Source organism: Pseudarthrobacter sp. fls2-241-R2A-127, assembly GCF_030209355.1.
Taxonomy (GTDB): Bacteria; Actinomycetota; Actinomycetes; order Actinomycetales; family Micrococcaceae; genus Arthrobacter.
In genome coordinates, this window is record NZ_JARVSF010000027.1 from 1 (window position 1) to 17,738 (window position 17,738).

Consider the following 17,738-nt stretch of genomic DNA (forward strand, 5'->3'; position numbering starts at 1 on the left):
CCGCCATCGCGCAAGAAGCCCTCGCCACCGGCAAGGGCGTCGCCGAACTCGTCCTGGAACACCGCCTCCTCACCGACGCCCAACTCCAGGACCTCCTCAGCCCCGAACGCCTGGCAAACCTCAGCAAGTAGTCCCCACCCGCCCCCTGGCCCCGCAAACCCGGCCAGGGAACCCGGCAGGCCTGGGCCCACCTAAATCGTCCCCTGGGCTTTGTACCAGGGGTATATGAACGTGCCCGAATTTCCTCAGCCGACGACACAGAAGCGGACCTCAGCGACGAGGACCGTCCCGGCCACGGGACCGACTTCCCGGCATTTACCGAAGGATGGATATGAAAAACAAGTCAACCATGTGGATTCTCGCCGCACTGGTTTTCGGAATACTGGGCGGCCTGCTGTTCCACTGGCTGCTTCCCACGGACGCCGGCGGATCAGTCGTTACGGTGCTGGACACCGTTACGCACATGTTCCTGAACCTGATCAAGATGATCATCGCTCCGCTGATCTTCGCCACCCTTGTCTCGGGCATCGCAGGTGCTGCCAAGTCAGCTGGGGTGGGGAAGCTCTTCGGCCGTTCCATGATCTGGTTCCTGTCCGCCTCCGCCCTGGTGGGTGTCTTCGGCTTCATCAGCGCGCATCTGCTCAATGTGGGCGCGGGACTGCATCTGCTGCCGGGTGGAGACGCGGGGATTGAGTCGAAGCCGCTTGATTACGCGGACTTCATCACCCACATCATCCCCACCAGCGTTTTCGCCGCCCTGGCCGCCAATAACCCGCTTCAGATCCTCGTCTTCGGGGCGCTCTTCGGTATAGCGCTGTTGAACCTTCGCAAGCGGGGCCGTTCCTCCATCGCAGACGCTGTCGATGAACTCATGGGTGTGATGCTCAAGGTCACCGGATACGTGATGCTTGCGGCTCCGGTGGGTGTCTTTGCCGGCATCGCGTCCGCCTTCACGGCCCAGGGCCTCGATGCGTTTGCCACCTATGCCTCGTTCATCGGCGGATTCTATGTTTCCCTTTCGGCTCTGTGGGTCCTCATGATCGCCGTCGCCGTTGCCTGCCTCGGGAAGGCAGCGTTCCGCCTGGTCCGGATCGTGCGTGAACCCATGCTCATAGCCTTCGCCACCTCCAGCAGCGAAGCGGCTCTGCCCAAGCTCATCGAGGGCTTGACCAAGTTCGGCATCGAGAAACGAACCACCGGGTTCGTCCTTCCCCTGGGCTACTCCTTCAATGTCGACGGCTCCATGATGTACATGACCTTCGCGTCCGTCTTCCTCATCAACGCCTACGGCATCGACATGGACCTCGGCCAGCAGATCGCGATGACCGGAATGCTGTTGCTCAGCAGCAAGGGCATGGCCGGCGTCCCGCGCGGTTCGCTCGTGGTCGTGGCCGCCGTCGTTCCCGCCTTCGGCATCCCGGCGGCCGGTATCGGCGTCCTTCTGGTGATCGACCAAATCCTGGATATGGGCCGAACCGCCACCAACATCCTGGGAAATGCCATTGCCACGGCTGTCATCGGACGGAACCACGACAAAGAGTCCAGCGTGTCGCCGTCTGTCGCCGGCACCACGCAGGCCGCAGCGGAACCAGTGGAAGAACTGGACGCTGAGGGCAGGCAGCGCGAGACTGTCTCGATGCACTGAGGTACTTCCCGTTGGCAGATCATGCCGTGTCCGGTTTGGCCTGGCTCCGGCCCGGCACCGAAACCGGGCACGGCTGATCTGCAATGGGCGGGCTCCTCGTGATGGTGGCGGCCCCCGCTTGGCGACCTGCCGGCCGGCGGCGCGGCTAAGATTCTGGATGAGGTCCGGGTCCTGTGGCTCGGCTTTGCACTGCGCGGAACCAGGTGCCGTAGCAGGCCGTTCCTTAGGTAAGGAGGAAACGTGCACAACCATCACAATGGACTGAAGACCGCCGCGCTGTTTGGGGTGCTCTGGGCCGTACTGCTTGGCCTCGGCGGCCTCATCGGCGTCGGTACCCGCAGCTCCGCACCCATCGTGATCATGGCGCTGATCGGCGTCGGCACCACGTTCTACGGCTACTGGAACAGCGACAAGATCGCCATCCGCTCCATGCAGGCCTTCCCGGTGACCGAAGCCCAGGCGCCCCAGCTGTACCAGATTGTCCGCGAGCTCTCCATGCGCGCCAACCAGCCCATGCCGCGGATTTACGTGTCGCCCACTATGAACCCCAACGCATTCGCCACTGGCCGCAACCCGAAAAACGCTGCCGTCTGCTGCACTGAAGGCATCCTGCAGTTGCTGGACGCCCGCGAACTCCGCGGGGTCCTGGGCCACGAACTGATGCACGTTTACAACCGCGACATCCTCACCTCATCTGTCGCGGCCGCCGTCGCCGGCGTGATCACCTCGGTGGGCCAGATGCTGCTGTTCTTCGGCGGCGGGGACCGGCGGAACGCCAACCCGTTGGCCATGATCGCCATGGCACTGCTCGCGCCCTTCGCCGCGTCGCTGATCCAGATGGCCATCTCCCGCACCAGGGAGTACGACGCCGACGAGGACGGTTCGCAGCTCACCGGCGATCCGCTGGCACTCGCCTCAGCCCTGGCCAAGATTGAGCGCGGCGTCAGCATCGCGCCCCTGCCGCAGGACCAGCGGTTGGTCAACGCATCGCACCTCATGATCGCCAATCCGTTCCGGGGCGGCGCCATGAACAAATTGTTCGCCACCCACCCGCCCATGAGGGACCGGATCGCACGGCTGGAGCGGATGGCGGGCCGGCAACTGTAGCCGGGACCCCGCCGTCGAGCCCCATACCGACGTTCGAGAGCTGGAAAACTTTCCCGCACCCCGAGGTGATCGAGCTCAGTTGGCCGGGCGCGAGAACAGGTTGACAAGGTTTCCATCAGGATCGCGGAACAGCGTCGACCGGTTTCCCCACGGCATGGTGGTCGGTTCGAGCACGATATTCTCCAGTGCAGCGCGGAGTCGAGCAAAATCAGCGTCAACGTCCGGGACGAGGAACTCGATAATGAGGCCGTCATTGCTACCGGGCCTCGGAGCCTGGTCACCAAGCATAGCCACGGTCGCTGGGCTCCCGATCGCGATAACACACGTCCCGGTGCGGATCTCTGAGAACACGGGAGCCGGCCTTAGCGCGGTGGTGCCCGTGACTGTCTCATAGAAACGGGTGAGCCGCTCTACGTCGTGGGTGATGATGCGGATTGATGCGAATTCCATGGGTCCTCCAGGCTGTAGGGGTTTTGCCTCAACCCGTCCAACCTAAATTGGTGTCCCGACACCGTAGTGTCGGTGTTTAGCGATTTCTCCGATGGGGCTGACCTCGCGGAGAACCCCATGGACAATGCCGAGGTCCTCTGGATGCAGTGGGCGTTGCGGCGGCTTTTCGCCGGTCGGTTCAGCCATGCTGATGCGATCGCCACGGAACGCACGAACGCCGTCTCGGAGGCGGCACCAGGCAACCAGATACCAGTCGCGCCCCTTCCCGATGTAGCCCATAGGTTCGACTTCGCGTGAAGTTGTGATGGTGTTGCGGTCGGCGTAGGCGATGCGAAGCACCTGCCCGGATCGGAGCGCCGTTGCGAATTCGTCAGGCACCACTGCCGTGGGACCCTCGTCCAGGAGATGGATGCGCATTGCAAGTCCGGCGGTCTCTGTAAGATTTCGATCTTCCATGACGGCAGCGACTTTCCGCTGCGCAGACCTCGCCGCGTCTCCGAACGGAGACGTCGACAGCATCCCGAGCGCGATCGTAACCGCGAGAGCTTCGTCAACGGAGAACCCGAGCGGCGCCAGGGTGTGCGCCCTATCAAGACAGTAGCCACCCGAACGCCCCGGTTCTGACCAAATAGGGACGCCACCCTGTTGCAGTGCCGACAAGTCCCGTTCAATGGTGCGCGCACTGACACCAAATTTCTCGGCAAGCCAACGGGCACTCCTCGGGCGGGGTGCCACAGCACGCAGCTCCTCAACGAGTGCATAGAGCCGGTCCGTGCGAGTCACGTCCCGATCCTATAATCCCTACTAGGCCGAATCCTCCTTGCAGCGGCCCTGCGCCGGTGGTTCAACGGTCGCTCCGGCGAGCACCGGCAGGCCGTAACGAAGAAGGCCGGGAAATTCAGGTCCGCTACGCTCCGGTGTATGCCTTCCTCTTGGACCGTCTTGATCGCTGTGCACGCAGTGGCTGCCAGCTATGCACTCATCTTTGGAGCCGTAAACCTGTTGCGTCGGACCAAAGGCGGCGACCTTCATAGGGCAGTAGGCCGGATCTGGGTTGCCGCCATGTACATCGTGGTGCTGACCTTCTTCGGAATCCGGACCATTGACGGCGGGTTCAACTGGCTCCATGCGCTCTCAGCTCTTACGTTCTGCACACTCACGGCAGGGCTGTGGGCTGTCCGGAAAGGAAATATCCGTGCCCACCGCAGCTTCATGACAGGTAGCTACTTCGGTCTGCTCGGCGCCTTCGTTGGTGTGCTGGCCGTGCCCACGCGCCGCATCCCCCAGCATCACGCAGACCGCACCGAACGCCCATGGCCGGCGGCCTACTTTCGGTGTGGCATCCCCCAATGTCATGAGTCGCACTCTACCGGGCTTGGACGTTCTCGAAGCCGGCCCCTACGACAGCTGAGGTGCCATTATGCGGCGTCCGGTAAAGGACCGGATTTACGTAACCGCCGTGGAGCTCTTGCGCGAGTACCAGAGCGACAGCACAAGGGCTGAACCCCAAAGGAAGAACAGCGGATCCCACAGCCAGGCGTGGCCAATCATCGCATTGAGGTCGTACCCACCTTCAGGGCGGATTACTCCTCCAAGAACGGCACCGCTGACGATGGTGTTCACACCCCCATAAGTGACAAGGAGTAAGCCGCCGGCCCAGCTCACCGCACGCCAGAACCTCTGCCGGGGCGTTCTTTCATAGGCGACGACGACGGGAATCGCCGCTGCCAGCAACTTTCCCGCCGCGACAACTCCAAGGACGAGTCCAGCCTCGAGGGGAGCATCGGCTGACAGCTGGACTGCCCATTGGCCGACCGTGGCCAGGAGCCCTTGCCCACCCAGCGCCCAGTACAAGCTGAATCCGGCATGCACAGTACCGGCCAGGCAGGCCAGCCACACCAAGAATCGACTGAAGGTCAACTTTCTCGCGGACGTCACGTGGCTCACTGTAGCCAACCGCCGAAGATCGGCTGAGTCGAAAGTGCCGTTTGCCAGGGGCACAGCCCACACTCTCCAAAAGACACCAAGCCCACAACGTCAAAAGCCGGCGCGCCCGTAGATCGGGTGCGCCGGCTCTTTTACGCAGCGGAACAGCATTGCGCGCCGGGAACGACGCCGGGGCAGTGCTAGCTGCGGAAGTTCACAAACTGCAGGTCGGCTTCCTCAAAGTCCTTCAGGAGCGCCATGGTGGCCTGGAGGTCGTCACGGGACTTGGACGTCACGCGCAGTTCATCGCCCTGGATCTGCGACTTGACCGACTTGGGGGCTTCGTCCCGGATCAGCTTGTTGATTTTCTTGGCCAGGTCCTGGGCGATGCCCTCCTTAATGGAGGCTTCCAGACGGAACTCCTTGCCGGAGGCGTAGGGCTCGCCGGTGTCAAGCGACTTCAGCGAGATGCCCCGGCGGATGAGCTTGGACTGCAGCACGTCCAGGACGGCCAGCACGCGCTCCTCGGAGTTGGCCTTCATGAGGATCTTCTCGCCGCTGAAATCCACCTCGGCGCCGACGCCTTTGAAGTCGTAGCGCTGGGTGAGTTCCTTCTGGGCCTGGTTAAGGGCGTTGGCCACTTCCTGCTTGTCCACTTTGCTTACGACGTCGAACGTTGACTCGCCTGCCATGACTCTCCTTTTGCTGATGGGAGCCCTGCGCATAACAGGGCCGGGATCACTGGCATCAAGCCTAATACGGATGCCCCGGCAGGGGTGGTGCTGGATTCACAGTTCCCTCTCAGCGGACGCACCGCGGGAACGAAGGCGCCCCGGCGAGAGTTGGAGCAGTTGTACAAAGCTCGAAGGGAACACCATGCACCGCAAAGCCGCCCGTTACGTCACGCGGACCACCTCAGCAGCAGCCGGGGCGGTGGCAACAGCGGCAACCTCCGTGGCGGCGGCGGCAGTGGCGGCCTCGATCGTCTTCAGCCCGCTACCCGATGCTTCGGCCCGGATGGAGGGGGTGCGGGCAGACCTCCAGCGGGCGGTGCAGCTGAACCAGATCACCGCGGAGCAGGCGCTCAGCTTCGAAGCCAAGCTCGCGGACCGCATCCTGGGTGAGGTCTGATCCGGCCTTATTTCCCGTCATCTCAAGGGTTTTGGAGTGATGCAGGGCCCGATTCGATTCTTCGCCGGAAGTTCTGTAAAGTTGTCTTGCCCGCGGTTACTGGAAGCGGAACGGACCGGAAACGGACGCTCCGAACACTGCATCGGCGGGTACTTCTTTTGAAGTTCGGCAGATTACCCGAGCGGCCAAAGGGGGCTGACTGTAAATCAGCTGGCAACGCCTACGGGGGTTCGAATCCCTCATCTGCCACCCTTGGAAAAGCCTCCGGAACCGTCAGGTTCCGGAGGCTTTTCTGTGTCCTGGGTCAGTTCAATGCGATCAGGAGCATCGTGCTGGTGCCCGGGATGCAGGTTTGCAGGATGGCCCGCGGGAACCCGCCGAAGACTGCAATCACGTCGTTGGTGGTTCCGGGGTTGGGGACGGTGCCGCGGCCCGTGACGGTGTAGGTGCCGTAGCCGGGGATGCTGACCGTCTCACCTACCCCGATTCCGGAGAATCGTGCCCAGCCGCCGCAGAAATCGTGCTCGGTGATGAACAGCGAATACCCGTCGTTCGGAGTGAAATGGATGGGGCCGATGCACGCGTCCACCATTGACTGGCCGCCGGACCCCGCCACGTAGATGGTACGGACGGCGGGTGCCGCCGGTGCAGGAGCGGGTGCCGGGGCCGGGGCTGCCGCCGGCGCGGGTGCCGGGGCCGCGGCAGGAGCGGGAGCCGGGGCGGCCACCGCCAGGGCGGGACCGGTCAGCAGCAGCGTCTGGCCCGGGTAGATGATGCTGTACGCGCCCAGTCCATTGGCCGCGAGCATGGAATTCATATCCACCCCGTGGCTGGCAGCAATCGCGCCCACCGTGTCGCCGGAAACCACTGTGTACACGTTGGGGTCCCCGGCCGGTTCGGGAGCCGGCGCTGGCGCTGGCGCAGGATCGGGAGCGGGTGCCGGGGCCGCTGCCGGGGCGGCCTCCACCGGGGGAGCGGCCGCAGGTGCCGGTGCAGCGGCGGCAGCCGCATCGGGTGCGCTTGGCGCGGACGAGTCTGCTGCGGCGCCGGATTCAGCGGCGGGAGCCGGCGATGGCACGGCGGCCTCCGCCACCTGGACCGCCGCCGCAGGCGTACCTCCGCTGAGGGAGGCGGGCGGCGCGGCCATCGCGCCGATTCCCATCGCGGCCACAACGGCCGCCGTGGCCATGCCGGCCCATAACTTGTTGCTGATGGCCGGGCGTCCGGTGGTGAGGTCCGTCCGGGGTTCGTCGGTGACAAAGCTTCTGCTGGTGCCGTCGGAAGGGGGGAGAGGCTGGTTCATGGGAGGGCCCATCTGGGTTCGGTCCAGCCAGGACATACGATGCATGCCTAAGGCGGGGGACGGATCGCAATGCTGTTGCACCGCCGGCCCCGGCAAGTGCCGGAGCCGCTGCGGCGCAAGATGGAGGCATCCGCATACCCAGAAAATGCGAAGCTCCGCGTGTCGGCAGGAACATCCGGAAGCAACCCGGTGCACCTGCCGGTGCGTGGTAGTCCTAGGAATCCCGAGTCTAGGAATCACGCCACGGCGCGGGCACCAGTAGGAATTACCCGAGTTTTCGGCCCCGGTACTCGTCCCCGGCAGCGCCCCTACTCAGGCCCGGAGCGTCCGGTACTTGCCGCTACAGCGGCCGGCGGTCCCGGAGTGCCGCGATTTCCCGGCGCAGCAGGGCGATCTCAGCCACCAGTTCCGAGACTTCAACCCGCATGGGCTCTTCAACCGCTTCGGCCACCGATTCCGCCGTGTCCTCCACCCGCTGGACCAGCCAGGATGCGATGGACGCGGTGACCACGCCCAATACCGCGATCCCGCTCATCATCAGCGCCGTAGCCACCAGCCGACCAATCGGAGTCACGGGATACATGTCCCCGTAGCCCACCGTGGTGATGGTGGACGTGGCCCACCACAGGGCGTCACCGAACGTGAGGATCTTGGCGCCCGGCGCCCACTGCTCCACGTCCAGGACTGCCAGCGCGCCCACGAACACCAGCAGCGCGGCAGAACCCGCCACATAGGTGACCACCCGGCCCCGCAGTGTTTCGCCCACGGTCCGGTGCAGTACGGACAACAGGGTCACCAGCCGCAGCAGCCGCAGGGGCCGGAAGAAGGGCAGCGCGACGATGACCAGTTCGTGGAGGTTGCGGATGAACCACCGCCGGCGGTTCTCCGCCAGCCACAGGTTCGCTGCATAGTCCAGCACGAACACGCACCACGTCCCCCACATGACCATTTCCAGCCAGTCCGCTCCGCTGCCCTCAAACCTGCCGATGACCTGCCACGCGTACGCCGCCAGGAATATCAGTGCCGTTGCCATCAGGGGCCACTCCGCCAGGTCACGGTAGCGTTGCTGCGTCATGCAGGAAATCCTACGGCGATGGCATCCCCAACAGCAGGGCCCAGGATGTTACCCGCGGGTAGCATTGGTCCATGCACCTGCTTCTGAGAACCCTGCTCCTGCTCTTCCGGTCCAAACGGCGGCCGTCCCTCACAGTGTGGGAGCCGTCGTCGCTGCCGTTGCGCGTCCTGCCCACGGACATCGACATCGCCATGCACGTCAACAACGGCATGTACCTGTCCCTCATGGACCTGGGCCGGTTCGACCTGATGGTCCGCAGCGGCATCTGGCAGCGGATGCGGCGCCGCGGCTGGAGCCCTGTCGTGTCTGCCGAGACCATCTCCTTCCGTAAATCGCTGCAGCTGTGGCAGGAGTACACCATCGAGACCCGCATCATCGGGCTGGACACCAAAGCGATCTTCTTTGAACAGCGCATGGTGGCCGACGGCGAGATTTACGCACGTGCCTACATCGCCACCCGGCTGGTCACCAAAGGAGGGCCGGTCAGCCAGGAGGACATCATCGCGGATTTTGGTGCCCCACCGGCGGACCTTGTGCTGCCCGAATGGATCCACGAATGGCGCGCCACCAGCGCCCTGCCCGGCAGCCGCACCCCCGCCCCGCACCTGTGGGACGCCAACCGCTGAACCGGCGTTCCGTCGTCGTACGCCAGTATTCCCGATGACGCGGGGAGCGAACATCCGCGACACGGGCAGCCCAGGGCGCGTAGCGTGGACACATGGCTACCCTTGACATCACAGGTGAACAGTTCGCATCCACGATCGAAGGCAACGATATTGTCCTGGTCGATTTCTGGGCAGAATGGTGCGGCCCCTGCAAGCAGTTCGGCCCCACGTACGCCAACGTCTCCGAGAAGCACCCGGACGTCCTCTTCACCAAGGTGGACACCGAGGCAGAACAACAGCTCGCGGCGGAGGCAGGCATCACCTCCATCCCCACGCTGATGGCCTTCCGCGAAAAGGTGCTGGTGTTCTCCCAGCCCGGCGCGCTGAACGCCCAGCAGCTGGAACAGGTGGTGGACGCCGTGAAGGCGCTGGACATGGACGAGGTCCACGCCCACGTGGCCAAGCAGCGGGAAGAAGCATCCGCAGCGGCCGGCAATCCTTCCACCCAGAACGGCCCGCAGGACGGCTCGCAGATTCCTGACTTCTAAGACCCGGTTAAACGCAGAATGCGGGACCTCCCACCGGAGGTCCCGCATTCTGCGTTTAACGGCTGCGCTAGACGCGTTCCACCTTGACCGGTTCGGCCAGCAGCGCGCTCAGCGATTCATTCAGGTCCTGGACGGCGATGCCCTTGGAGTGCCTGTCCAGGTCTTCCTGGGAGGCCCACTGCTCCGTCAGGACCAGCTTCTGCTCGGTGGCTTCGGTGAGCTCGTACTGGATGCAGCCTGGCTCCTTCACCACCTCGTCGATGGCGATTTCCAGGGCCAGCTTGACGCGGTGGAACTCGCCGTCATTAGGGATGAACGTTGCTTTCAGGTCAATGGGTGCACTCATGGATTTCACAATACCGGGCGCCCCCGGCCAGTCCCTTGTGTTGCGCCCGTTTCCGGCCCTGCCTTCCTTCTCCTGCCGGGATCCTGTTGGTAGCGTTCCAGCATGCGTGCTTATACAGCCGGGGACACTGACGTCCCGCTCCTGGAAGAAACCATCGGCGCGAACTTCGAGCGCGTCGCCGCGCAGTTTCCGCTCCATGACGCCCTGATCGAGGCCGCCCCCGTGCCCGGCGCGGATGCGCGGCGCTGGAGCTACACCAAGATGAACGACGACGTCGACCGGCTGGCGAGGGCGCTCCTCGCCCTGGGTGTCGCCAAGGGGGAGCGGGTGGGCATCTGGAGTCCCAACTGCGCCGAGTGGACGCTCCTGCAATACGCCACCGCCAAGGCCGGCGCGATCCTGGTGAACGTCAACCCCGCCTACCGCAGCCACGAACTCGAATTCGTGGTCAAACAGAACGGCATGCGGATGCTGGTCACGGCGCCGTCGGACACCAACAGCGACTATGTGGGCATGGCCCGCCAGGCGCTCGCCGCCTGCCCGGACCTGAAGGAACTCATCTTCCTGCCGGACCACGGACTGGACGGGCTGGCGGCCGGCAGCCCCGAAAGCGACGCGGAGCTGACCTACGCCGAACTGCTCAAGCGCGCGGACGCCGTCGGACACTCCCTCCTGAAAGCCCGGATGGCCGAGGTCAGCCCGCACGATCCCATCAACCTTCAGTACACCTCGGGCACCACAGGATTCCCCAAAGGCGCCACGCTGACCCACCACAACATCCTCAACAACGGCTACGCGATCGGCGAGCTGCTGGGCTATACCGAACACGACCGGGTGGTCATCCCTGTGCCGTTCTACCACTGCTTCGGCATGGTGATCGGCAACCTGAACGCGCTCAGCCACGGCGCTGCCACCATCATCCCGGGGCGCGGTTTTTCGCCGGCCGCCGCACTCGAGGCCGTGCAGGACTTTGCCGGTACTTCCCTGTACGGCGTGCCCACCATGTTCATCGCCGAGCTGGCGCTCCCGGATTTCGGCTCCTATGACCTGTCCACGCTTCGGACCGGCGTGATGGCCGGTTCGCTGTGCCCCATCGAGGTGATGAACCGGGTGATCTCCGAGATGCACATGGTGGATGTGGCCATCTGCTACGGCATGACCGAGACGTCTCCGGTGTCCACCATGACCCGCATAGGGGACACCCTGCAGCAGCGCACCGAAACCGTGGGCCGGACCATGCCGCAGCTGGAAAGCAGGATCGTTGACCCGGCCACCGGGGAAGACCTGGAGCGCGGGCAGATCGGTGAACTCTGCACCCGGGGCTACGCCGTGATGTCCGGGTATTGGAACCAGCCGGACAAGACAGCCGAGGCGATCGATGCCGACGGGTGGATGCACACCGGCGACTTGGCCCGGATGGACCAGGACGGATATGTGGTGGTGGAAGGCCGGATCAAGGACATGGTGATCCGAGGCGGCGAGAACGTCTACCCGCGGGAGATTGAGGAGTTCCTGTATACCCATCCCGCCATCCAGGACGTCCAGGTCATCGGTGTCCCGGATCCCAAATACGGTGAGGAACTGATGGCCTGCATCATCCTCAAACCGGGAGCCGAGCCCCTCGAGGCCGGGGCGCTCGCGGAGTTCTGCCGCGGAAAGCTGGCGCACTACAAGATCCCGCGCTACGTGGAGGTCCGCGAGAGCTTCCCCATGACGGTTTCGGGGAAGATCCGCAAAGTCCAGATGCGCGAGGAAGCGGTGGCCCGGCTGGGCCTGTGACTATCCGGGCTGCTGCACCAGGTCGAAGCGGACACTTTAGTCCCAACCTCCAACAGCCTGTGCGGCAGCAGGCGGAGGCGGGATGGGGACAAGTGCGCCTAGCCCTCCAGGGAGGCCCTGGAGGTGCGGCGTGATAACTGGATAACCGCAAGGGCAGCCAGGACGACTCCTGCCAGCGCTGTCGCCGCCAGGATCTGCCGGGAGGGGCCTTCAGGTGTCATCAGGTTTCGGAGGGCACCCCGCCCGCCGCGTCCGGGGTCCGCGCTGGTGACCTCGTTGGCCGGAATGTTCCACTCAGATGGTTTGGGGAGGATTCCCTCCGGCAGTTGTACCTCGCGCAGCTTCCGGCGGTCGGCCAGCCGCTCGCGCACTGCTTCATCGGGTGCGGCTTCCAGATCGTCTGCGGCGATGGCTGTTGGGTAGTCGATGATGTACGGCTCACCGTAGAACGCCGAGGACGCCGCCGACTCCACCCACGTGAACGGCGGCGGGGCTACGTTCCGCGCGGCGAAGGCTGCCATCAGCATCTCCCGGATTTCCTCAAGGCTCTTGCCCGTGGCCCCGCGGCGCGTCACGTCGAAAATGGCCAGTTGCAGCTTGAGCTTGGCATCCTCGTCAGGATCCTGCGCTTCCGGGTCAAGCACCGCAGGGTCCTGGGGCGGGTTGTCGACCTTCGGGCGAGCAGGAACGTTGCTGCCTGTTTCGGAGCTCATCGTGATCCTTTCAGTCGTGGTCCAGCCGTCGGCCTGGCTGGACGCCACACCATAGCCGTACCCATTGCAGTGCGGATCAAGCACCTGCCGGCCGGCCGTTGCGGCGTCAGTGCCGGCGGTGGTCCTGGATGGTCATCCGCGGGCCGAAGGTGGGTTTGCGGTAGCCGGTGCTCTGGATCATCCGCACCACCCGTTGCCGGTGGCCGCGCCAGGGTTCCAGCAGCCGGATCATGCCGGCGTCGTCGGTCCTTCGCCCGGTGAGGGCGGCCCCTACGTAGGCTGCCAGGTGGTAGTCGCCCACGGCGATGGAGTCTGGGCAGCCGTGCGTGCGCTGCACCACCTCGGCTGCCGTCCAGACACCGATTCCGGGAATCACCTGCATCTTTTCGGCGGCTTCCGCGGCAGGCAGCGCTGCCAGCCTTTCCAGGGCGGCGGCGGAGCGGAGGGCCCGCATGACGGTCGCCGAACGCTGGGGGCCCACACCGGCCTTGTGCCACTCCCAGCTGGGAATCTGCAGCCACTGCGCCGCCGTCGGCGCCACGATGAGGCCCGCCGGAGTGGCCGGCCCCGCCGTCGGGGCCGGCGTTCCGTAGCGGTGCACCAGGTACCGGTAGGCGCGCCGGGCCTCTATGACCGTCACCTTTTGCTCCAGGATGATGGGCACCAACTGGTCCACCATGCGGCCGCTCGCCGGCAGGCGCAGGGACTGGCTCCGTCTGCGTGCCTCCCGGACCATGCGGGGCAGCGTTGCATGGAAGGAGGGTTCGTCGAAACCCCGCCAGTCGTCGTCGGCCCCCAACAGCCGGGGTGCTGCGTGGATCGCGGCTGCGGCTCCCGGACCCCACGCCTGGACGTCCACCCACGGCCCGCCCGCTTCGCCGCCTGCGGGTGCCAGCCGCAGGGTGGCCGGCCCGGCGGGAGCGGTGAAGGCGTTCCAGATGACATCACCCTGGACGCAGAAGGAAGGATCACTGGCGCCTCGCAGCAGTGGAGCAAGGGTCCTGGACAGGCTGTAGGGCGCCTCCGGGTACCAGCGCAGGGACACGTCCGCCGCGGCCGCCAGCCGGGGAGGTGCGTCTGCGATCGTCATGTCTTCCATGGTCCCACGGACCACCGACACTGGCGGGACCAACGACCCTTCTCCCCACCGGCCAACTAACCGGAGGGCGGGAACCCGGACCCGGTTTGAGCGCCGGGATCCTGCCGACGCCGGCTGCTTCGGACCCGGCCGGCCCTCAGTGCATGCCGGAAACCAGCCACAGTGCCAGCACGGCCAGCGGCACAGTCAGCACGACGGCCACCAGCCCTGCTAAAGCAAACCCGCCCCACCTGATGGGGACGTTAAGCACCCGCAGCCGCTCGTGCCACAGCAGCGTGGCCAGCGAAGCCCACGGGGTTACCAGCGGACCCAGGTTCACGCCGATGAGCAGGGCGGCCAGCCTGGCCGGGGATCCGGCCACCGGCTCCAGTGCCAGGTAGGCGGGAAGATTGTTCGCGGCATTGGCCGCCCCCGCACCCAGACCGGCCAGCTGCAGGAGCGCCGGCAGGCTGTCGCCCGATCCGGCAATGCCGGCCAGCAGGGTGGTCAGCCCGTGCGCGTGCAGCGTTTCCATGAGCATGAACAGGCCCACTGTCAGCATCAGCGGCCGCCAGGGGATCATGGACCACCGCAACGCCGAGGGCCTGCGGCGCAGGAAAACCGCCAGCAGGACCGCCGCCGCGGCAAGGGCGGGGTACTGGACCGGGACTCCTGACACCAGGGCCGGGAGCAGGACCAGGAGGGTCACCGCGGCGGCCTTCAACAGGGTGCGGTCACGGACGGGGTGGGACGGCTGCGGCCCGTAGGTTCCGCGCAGGTCCCGGCGGAACGCCAGCCACAGCAGGATGAGGGGGACCAGCAGTCCCACGACGGCGGGCGCCCAGACCAGTCCCGCGAAGCGCCACGGGCTCAGGCCCAGCCGGTCCTGGGCCAGGAGGTTGGTCAGGTTGGACACCGGCAGCAGCAGCGAGGCGGTATTTGCCAGCCAGATGCTGGTCAGCGCGAACGGCAGCGGGGGGATCCGCGCGTGGACGGCGAGGAGGACCACCACGGGTGTCACCAGCACCGCCGTCGTGTCCAAGGACAGGAACACCGTGGCTACAGTGGCCACGGCGACTACCAGCAGCCACAGGGTGAACACGCGGCCCCGGCCCATCGCCGCCAAACGGTCGGTCACCACCCTGAACAGCCCGGCCTCATCCACCAGTTCAGTGACCAGTGACATTGCCAGCACGAAGGCCAGGATGGGAATGGTGCGTCCGGCCAGTTCGCCGAAGGCCGGAACGGGGAGGGCACCAACGGCGAGGGTGGCCAAGCCTGCCGCCAGGGTTGCGCCGGACAGCAGGTAGCTGCGGGCTGCTTTCAGCCATGCGAACTGCATCACCGGGCTATCCTCCCATCCCGGGCGGGGAACGGCCTGCAGGAAGCGGTAGCTTTGTATCTATGAAGTACGCCCAGTCCATCCTGGACCTCATTGGCAATACGCCGCTCATCAAACTCAACCACGTGACTGACGGCATCAAAGCCACCGTCCTGGTCAAACTGGAGTACCTGAACCCCGGCGGCTCCATCAAGGACCGTATTGCGGCGCAGATGATCGAGGACGCCGAACGCGAAGGCAAACTGAAGCCCGGCGGCACCATTGTTGAGCCGACGTCCGGCAACACCGGGGTGGGCCTGGCCCTGGTAGCGCAGCAAAAGGGCTACAAATGCATCTTCGTGGTTCCGGACAAGGTGGGCGAGGACAAGCGTGCCGTGCTGCAGGCGTACGGCGCTGAAGTAGTGGTAACCCCCACGTCGGTGCCGCCGGACAGCCCGCAAAGCTACTACGGCGTCTCGGACCGGATCACCCGCGAAACACCCGGCGCCTACAAGCCTGACCAGTTCTCCAACCCGGCGGCACCGGGCAGCCACTACAAGACCACCGGCCCGGAGATTTGGCGCGACACCGACGGCAGGGTCACGCACTGCGTCATCGGCGCGGGCACGGGCGGCACCATCACCGGCACCGGGCGGTACCTCAAGGAGGTTTCGGCTGACAGGCCGGAGTCCGACGGCGGCGTGGTCCGGATCATCGGCGCCGACCCAGAGGGCTCGGTCTACTCAGGCGGAACCGGGCGTCCCTACTTTGTCGAGGGCGTGGGTGAGGACATGTGGCCCGGGAACTACGACAAATCCATCCCCGACGACGTGATCGCCGTCAGCGACGCCGACTCCTTCAGCATGACCCGCCGGCTCGCTCGGGAGGAAGGCCTGCTGGTGGGAGGTTCCTCCGGAATGGCGGTAGTGGCCGCCCTGCAGGCCGCCCGGGACCTGCCGGAAAGTGCCGTCGTCGTGGTCATCCTGCCTGACTCCGGGCGCGGCTACCTGGCCAAGATCTTCAACGACCAGTGGATGCGCTCCTACGGTTTCCTCTCCGGCGGCGAGGAAACGTCGGTGGGTGAGGTCATCAAGTCCAAGAACGGCGAACTCCCGGACCTGGTGCACATCCACCCCAACGAATCGGTGCGTGATGTCATCAACATCATGACCGAGTACGGCGTCAGCCACATCCCGGTCCTCTCGCAGGAACCGCCCGTCGTCATGGGAGAGGTCCTGGGCGCCGTGGACGAGCGCACGCTGACCGCCAAGCTGTTCCGCGGCGAAGCGAAGCTGACGGACAAGATCTCCGAACACATGGGACCCAAGCTGCCGGTGATCGGATCGCTGGAAACCATCTCCGCCGCCAGGGAGCTGCTCTCGGACTCGGACACCCTCATGGTCACGTTCGTGGGCGCGCCCGTGGGCATCCTGACCCGGCACGACCTGCTGGCCTACCTCAGCAACTAATTTGCGTTACCCCGTAAAGGAGCATCCATGACTGCCTCTGAAAACCAAGGTTTCAACACCCGAGCCGTGCACGCCGGCCAGGCGTTCGAGCCCCGTACCGGAGCCGTTGTCCCGCCGCTGCACTTTAGCTCCACCTACGCGCAGGACGGCATCGGCGGCCTGCGCAGCGGTTACGAGTACGGCCGCGGCGGCAACCCCACCCGGGACGCGCTGCAGGAACAGCTCGCCGCCCTGGAACTGGGGACGCACGCCTACAGCTTCAGCTCAGGCCTCGCCGCGGAGGACGCCCTCATCCGCGCCCTCACCCGGCCGGGCGACCACATCGTGCTCGGCAATGACGCCTACGGCGGCACCTACCGGCTGATCAGCCGCGTGCTGGGCGATTGGGGAATCGGCAACACCCCGGTGGACATGGCCAACTTGGACAGGGTCCGCCACGCCGTCGCCGCCCACAAGACCCGGTTCGTCTGGGTGGAGACGCCGTCCAACCCGCTGATGAAGATCACTGACATCGTGGCGCTCGCCGACATAGCGCACGACGCCGGTGCCCTCCTGGTGGTGGACAACACCTTTGCCTCCCCCTACCTGCAGAACCCGCTCGCCCTCGGTGCCGACGTCGTGGTGCACTCCACCACCAAATACATCGGCGGCCACTCGGACGTGGTGGGCGGCGCCGTCGTGGTCAAGGACGCGGAGCTGGCCGAGAAGATCGGCTTCGTCCAGTTCGCGGTGGGGGCGGTGTCCGGTCCGATGGACGCCTTCCTCACCACCCGCGGCCTGAAGACCCTCGGGGTGCGCATGGACCGGCACAGCGAGAACGGCCAGGCCGTGGCCGAGTGGCTGCTGGAACGTCCCGAGGTGGAGGCCGTCCTGTACCCGGGCCTGCCGTCGCACCCCGGCCACGAGCTGGCCAAGCGGCAGATGCGCAAGTTCGGCGGCATGGTCTCCGTCCAGTTCAAGGGCGGCGAGGCTGCCGCCCGCAAGGTGGCCGAATCCACATCCGTGTTCACCCTGGCCGAGTCCCTGGGCGGGATCGAATCGCTGATGAACTACCCGTCCGAGATGACCCATGCTTCGGTCAAGGGCACCGAGCTCGCAGTTCCGGTGAACCTGCTGCGCCTGTCCTGCGGCATTGAGGACGTCGAGGACCTGATCGCGGACCTGGACCAGGCTTTCTCCGCCATTCCATAGCAGACCCTCCGGGAACTCTAGCTTTCTTGAAGAGAGTCAGCTAGGGTTCCT

20 protein-coding genes and 1 tRNA gene are annotated in these 17,738 nt (G+C 65.5%); 11 read left to right on the top strand and 10 right to left on the bottom strand.

What is annotated here, in order from left to right; all coding sequences use genetic code 11:
* From QRN53_RS16130 to htpX, 3 genes are all read left to right on the top strand, one after another.
* Positions 1 to 131, top strand: a 131-nt coding sequence (locus QRN53_RS16130; RefSeq protein WP_285245000.1) for a hypothetical protein, incomplete at its 5' end; no start/stop codon positions are given.
* Between the two features lie 200 nt (positions 132 to 331).
* A complete protein-coding gene (locus tag QRN53_RS16135; protein WP_285244854.1) occupies positions 332 to 1,645 on the top strand; it encodes a dicarboxylate/amino acid:cation symporter in 1,314 nt (437 codons plus the stop codon).
* Between the two features lie 240 nt (positions 1,646 to 1,885).
* Positions 1,886 to 2,752 (top strand): zinc metalloprotease HtpX, encoded by an 867-nt coding sequence (htpX, locus tag QRN53_RS16140; RefSeq protein ID WP_285244855.1) that lies wholly within the window; start codon positions 1,886 to 1,888, stop codon positions 2,750 to 2,752.
* 75 nt (positions 2,753 to 2,827) lie between these two features.
* On the opposite strand, the gene QRN53_RS16145 is transcribed toward htpX, so the two are convergent.
* Complete coding sequence (locus tag QRN53_RS16145) at positions 2,828 to 3,202, bottom strand: VOC family protein (RefSeq protein ID WP_285244856.1); 375 nt, start codon at positions 3,200 to 3,202, stop codon at positions 2,828 to 2,830.
* Between the two features lie 42 nt (positions 3,203 to 3,244).
* Positions 3,245 to 3,985 (bottom strand): helix-turn-helix transcriptional regulator, encoded by a 741-nt coding sequence (locus QRN53_RS16150; RefSeq protein ID WP_285244857.1) that lies wholly within the window; start codon positions 3,983 to 3,985, stop codon positions 3,245 to 3,247.
* Positions 3,986 to 4,123: 138 nt separating this feature from the next.
* Between QRN53_RS16150 and QRN53_RS16155 the strand changes: the two genes are divergently transcribed.
* Positions 4,124 to 4,705, top strand: a complete 582-nt coding sequence (locus QRN53_RS16155) for a DUF2306 domain-containing protein (protein WP_285244858.1) — start codon at positions 4,124 to 4,126, stop codon at positions 4,703 to 4,705.
* On the opposite strand, the gene QRN53_RS16160 is transcribed toward QRN53_RS16155, so the two are convergent.
* Both QRN53_RS16160 and QRN53_RS16165 read right to left on the bottom strand, forming a co-directional pair.
* Positions 4,649 to 5,140: a DUF3995 domain-containing protein gene (locus QRN53_RS16160; protein WP_285244859.1), complete on the bottom strand. Its 492-nt coding sequence runs from the start codon at positions 5,138 to 5,140 to the stop codon at positions 4,649 to 4,651. The genes QRN53_RS16155 and QRN53_RS16160 overlap by 57 nt on opposite strands.
* A gap of 188 nt (positions 5,141 to 5,328) precedes the next feature.
* Entirely contained in the window at positions 5,329 to 5,820 is a 492-nt protein-coding gene (locus QRN53_RS16165) for a YajQ family cyclic di-GMP-binding protein (RefSeq protein ID WP_285244860.1), read from the bottom strand.
* Positions 5,821 to 6,004: 184 nt separating this feature from the next.
* Here QRN53_RS16165 and QRN53_RS16170 point away from each other — a divergent pair, with 184 nt between their 5' ends.
* Both QRN53_RS16170 and QRN53_RS16175 read left to right on the top strand, forming a co-directional pair.
* Entirely contained in the window at positions 6,005 to 6,259 is a 255-nt protein-coding gene (locus QRN53_RS16170; protein WP_285244861.1) for a hypothetical protein, read from the top strand.
* Between the two features lie 167 nt (positions 6,260 to 6,426).
* Positions 6,427 to 6,508 (top strand) — tRNA-Tyr (locus QRN53_RS16175).
* A gap of 55 nt (positions 6,509 to 6,563) precedes the next feature.
* Here the strand turns inward: QRN53_RS16175 and QRN53_RS16180 are convergent.
* Together QRN53_RS16180 and QRN53_RS16185 are read right to left on the bottom strand one after the other, a co-directional pair.
* Positions 6,564 to 7,562 (bottom strand): LysM peptidoglycan-binding domain-containing protein, encoded by a 999-nt coding sequence (locus tag QRN53_RS16180; RefSeq protein WP_285244862.1) that lies wholly within the window; start codon positions 7,560 to 7,562, stop codon positions 6,564 to 6,566.
* A 340-nt stretch (positions 7,563 to 7,902) separates the two neighbouring features.
* Complete coding sequence (locus QRN53_RS16185; protein ID WP_285244863.1) at positions 7,903 to 8,637, bottom strand: potassium channel family protein; 735 nt, start codon at positions 8,635 to 8,637, stop codon at positions 7,903 to 7,905.
* A 71-nt stretch (positions 8,638 to 8,708) separates the two neighbouring features.
* Here QRN53_RS16185 and QRN53_RS16190 point away from each other — a divergent pair, with 71 nt between their 5' ends.
* Positions 8,709 to 9,263: an acyl-CoA thioesterase gene (locus QRN53_RS16190; RefSeq protein ID WP_285244864.1), complete on the top strand. Its 555-nt coding sequence runs from the start codon at positions 8,709 to 8,711 to the stop codon at positions 9,261 to 9,263.
* A 92-nt stretch (positions 9,264 to 9,355) separates the two neighbouring features.
* Positions 9,356 to 9,790: a thioredoxin family protein gene (locus QRN53_RS16195; RefSeq protein WP_285244865.1), complete on the top strand. Its 435-nt coding sequence runs from the start codon at positions 9,356 to 9,358 to the stop codon at positions 9,788 to 9,790.
* Positions 9,791 to 9,857: 67 nt separating this feature from the next.
* Here QRN53_RS16195 and QRN53_RS16200 read toward each other — a convergent pair whose 3' ends face one another.
* A complete protein-coding gene (locus QRN53_RS16200; RefSeq protein ID WP_285244866.1) occupies positions 9,858 to 10,136 on the bottom strand; it encodes a putative quinol monooxygenase in 279 nt (92 codons plus the stop codon).
* A gap of 102 nt (positions 10,137 to 10,238) precedes the next feature.
* On the opposite strand from QRN53_RS16200, the gene QRN53_RS16205 reads away from it, so the two are divergent.
* The gene (locus tag QRN53_RS16205) at positions 10,239 to 11,915 is read left to right on the top strand and encodes an AMP-binding protein (RefSeq protein WP_285244867.1); all 1,677 of its coding nucleotides are present in this window, start codon (positions 10,239 to 10,241) and stop codon (positions 11,913 to 11,915) included.
* Positions 11,916 to 12,013: 98 nt separating this feature from the next.
* On the opposite strand, the gene QRN53_RS16210 is transcribed toward QRN53_RS16205, so the two are convergent.
* From QRN53_RS16210 to QRN53_RS16220, 3 genes are all read right to left on the bottom strand, one after another.
* The gene (locus QRN53_RS16210) at positions 12,014 to 12,628 is read right to left on the bottom strand and encodes a hypothetical protein (RefSeq protein ID WP_285244868.1); all 615 of its coding nucleotides are present in this window, start codon (positions 12,626 to 12,628) and stop codon (positions 12,014 to 12,016) included.
* A 106-nt stretch (positions 12,629 to 12,734) separates the two neighbouring features.
* Positions 12,735 to 13,718, bottom strand: coding sequence for a DNA-3-methyladenine glycosylase family protein (locus QRN53_RS16215; protein ID WP_285244869.1), 984 nt, complete (start codon positions 13,716 to 13,718; stop codon positions 12,735 to 12,737).
* 145 nt (positions 13,719 to 13,863) lie between these two features.
* Positions 13,864 to 15,048 (bottom strand): ArsB/NhaD family transporter, encoded by a 1,185-nt coding sequence (locus QRN53_RS16220; RefSeq protein WP_285245001.1) that lies wholly within the window; start codon positions 15,046 to 15,048, stop codon positions 13,864 to 13,866.
* 62 nt (positions 15,049 to 15,110) lie between these two features.
* On the opposite strand from QRN53_RS16220, the gene QRN53_RS16225 reads away from it, so the two are divergent.
* The gene (locus QRN53_RS16225; protein ID WP_285244870.1) at positions 15,111 to 16,496 is read left to right on the top strand and encodes a cystathionine beta-synthase; all 1,386 of its coding nucleotides are present in this window, start codon (positions 15,111 to 15,113) and stop codon (positions 16,494 to 16,496) included.
* A gap of 27 nt (positions 16,497 to 16,523) precedes the next feature.
* The gene (locus tag QRN53_RS16230) at positions 16,524 to 17,687 is read left to right on the top strand and encodes a cystathionine gamma-synthase (protein ID WP_285244871.1); all 1,164 of its coding nucleotides are present in this window, start codon (positions 16,524 to 16,526) and stop codon (positions 17,685 to 17,687) included.
* Positions 17,688 to 17,738: the final 51 nt, after the last annotated feature.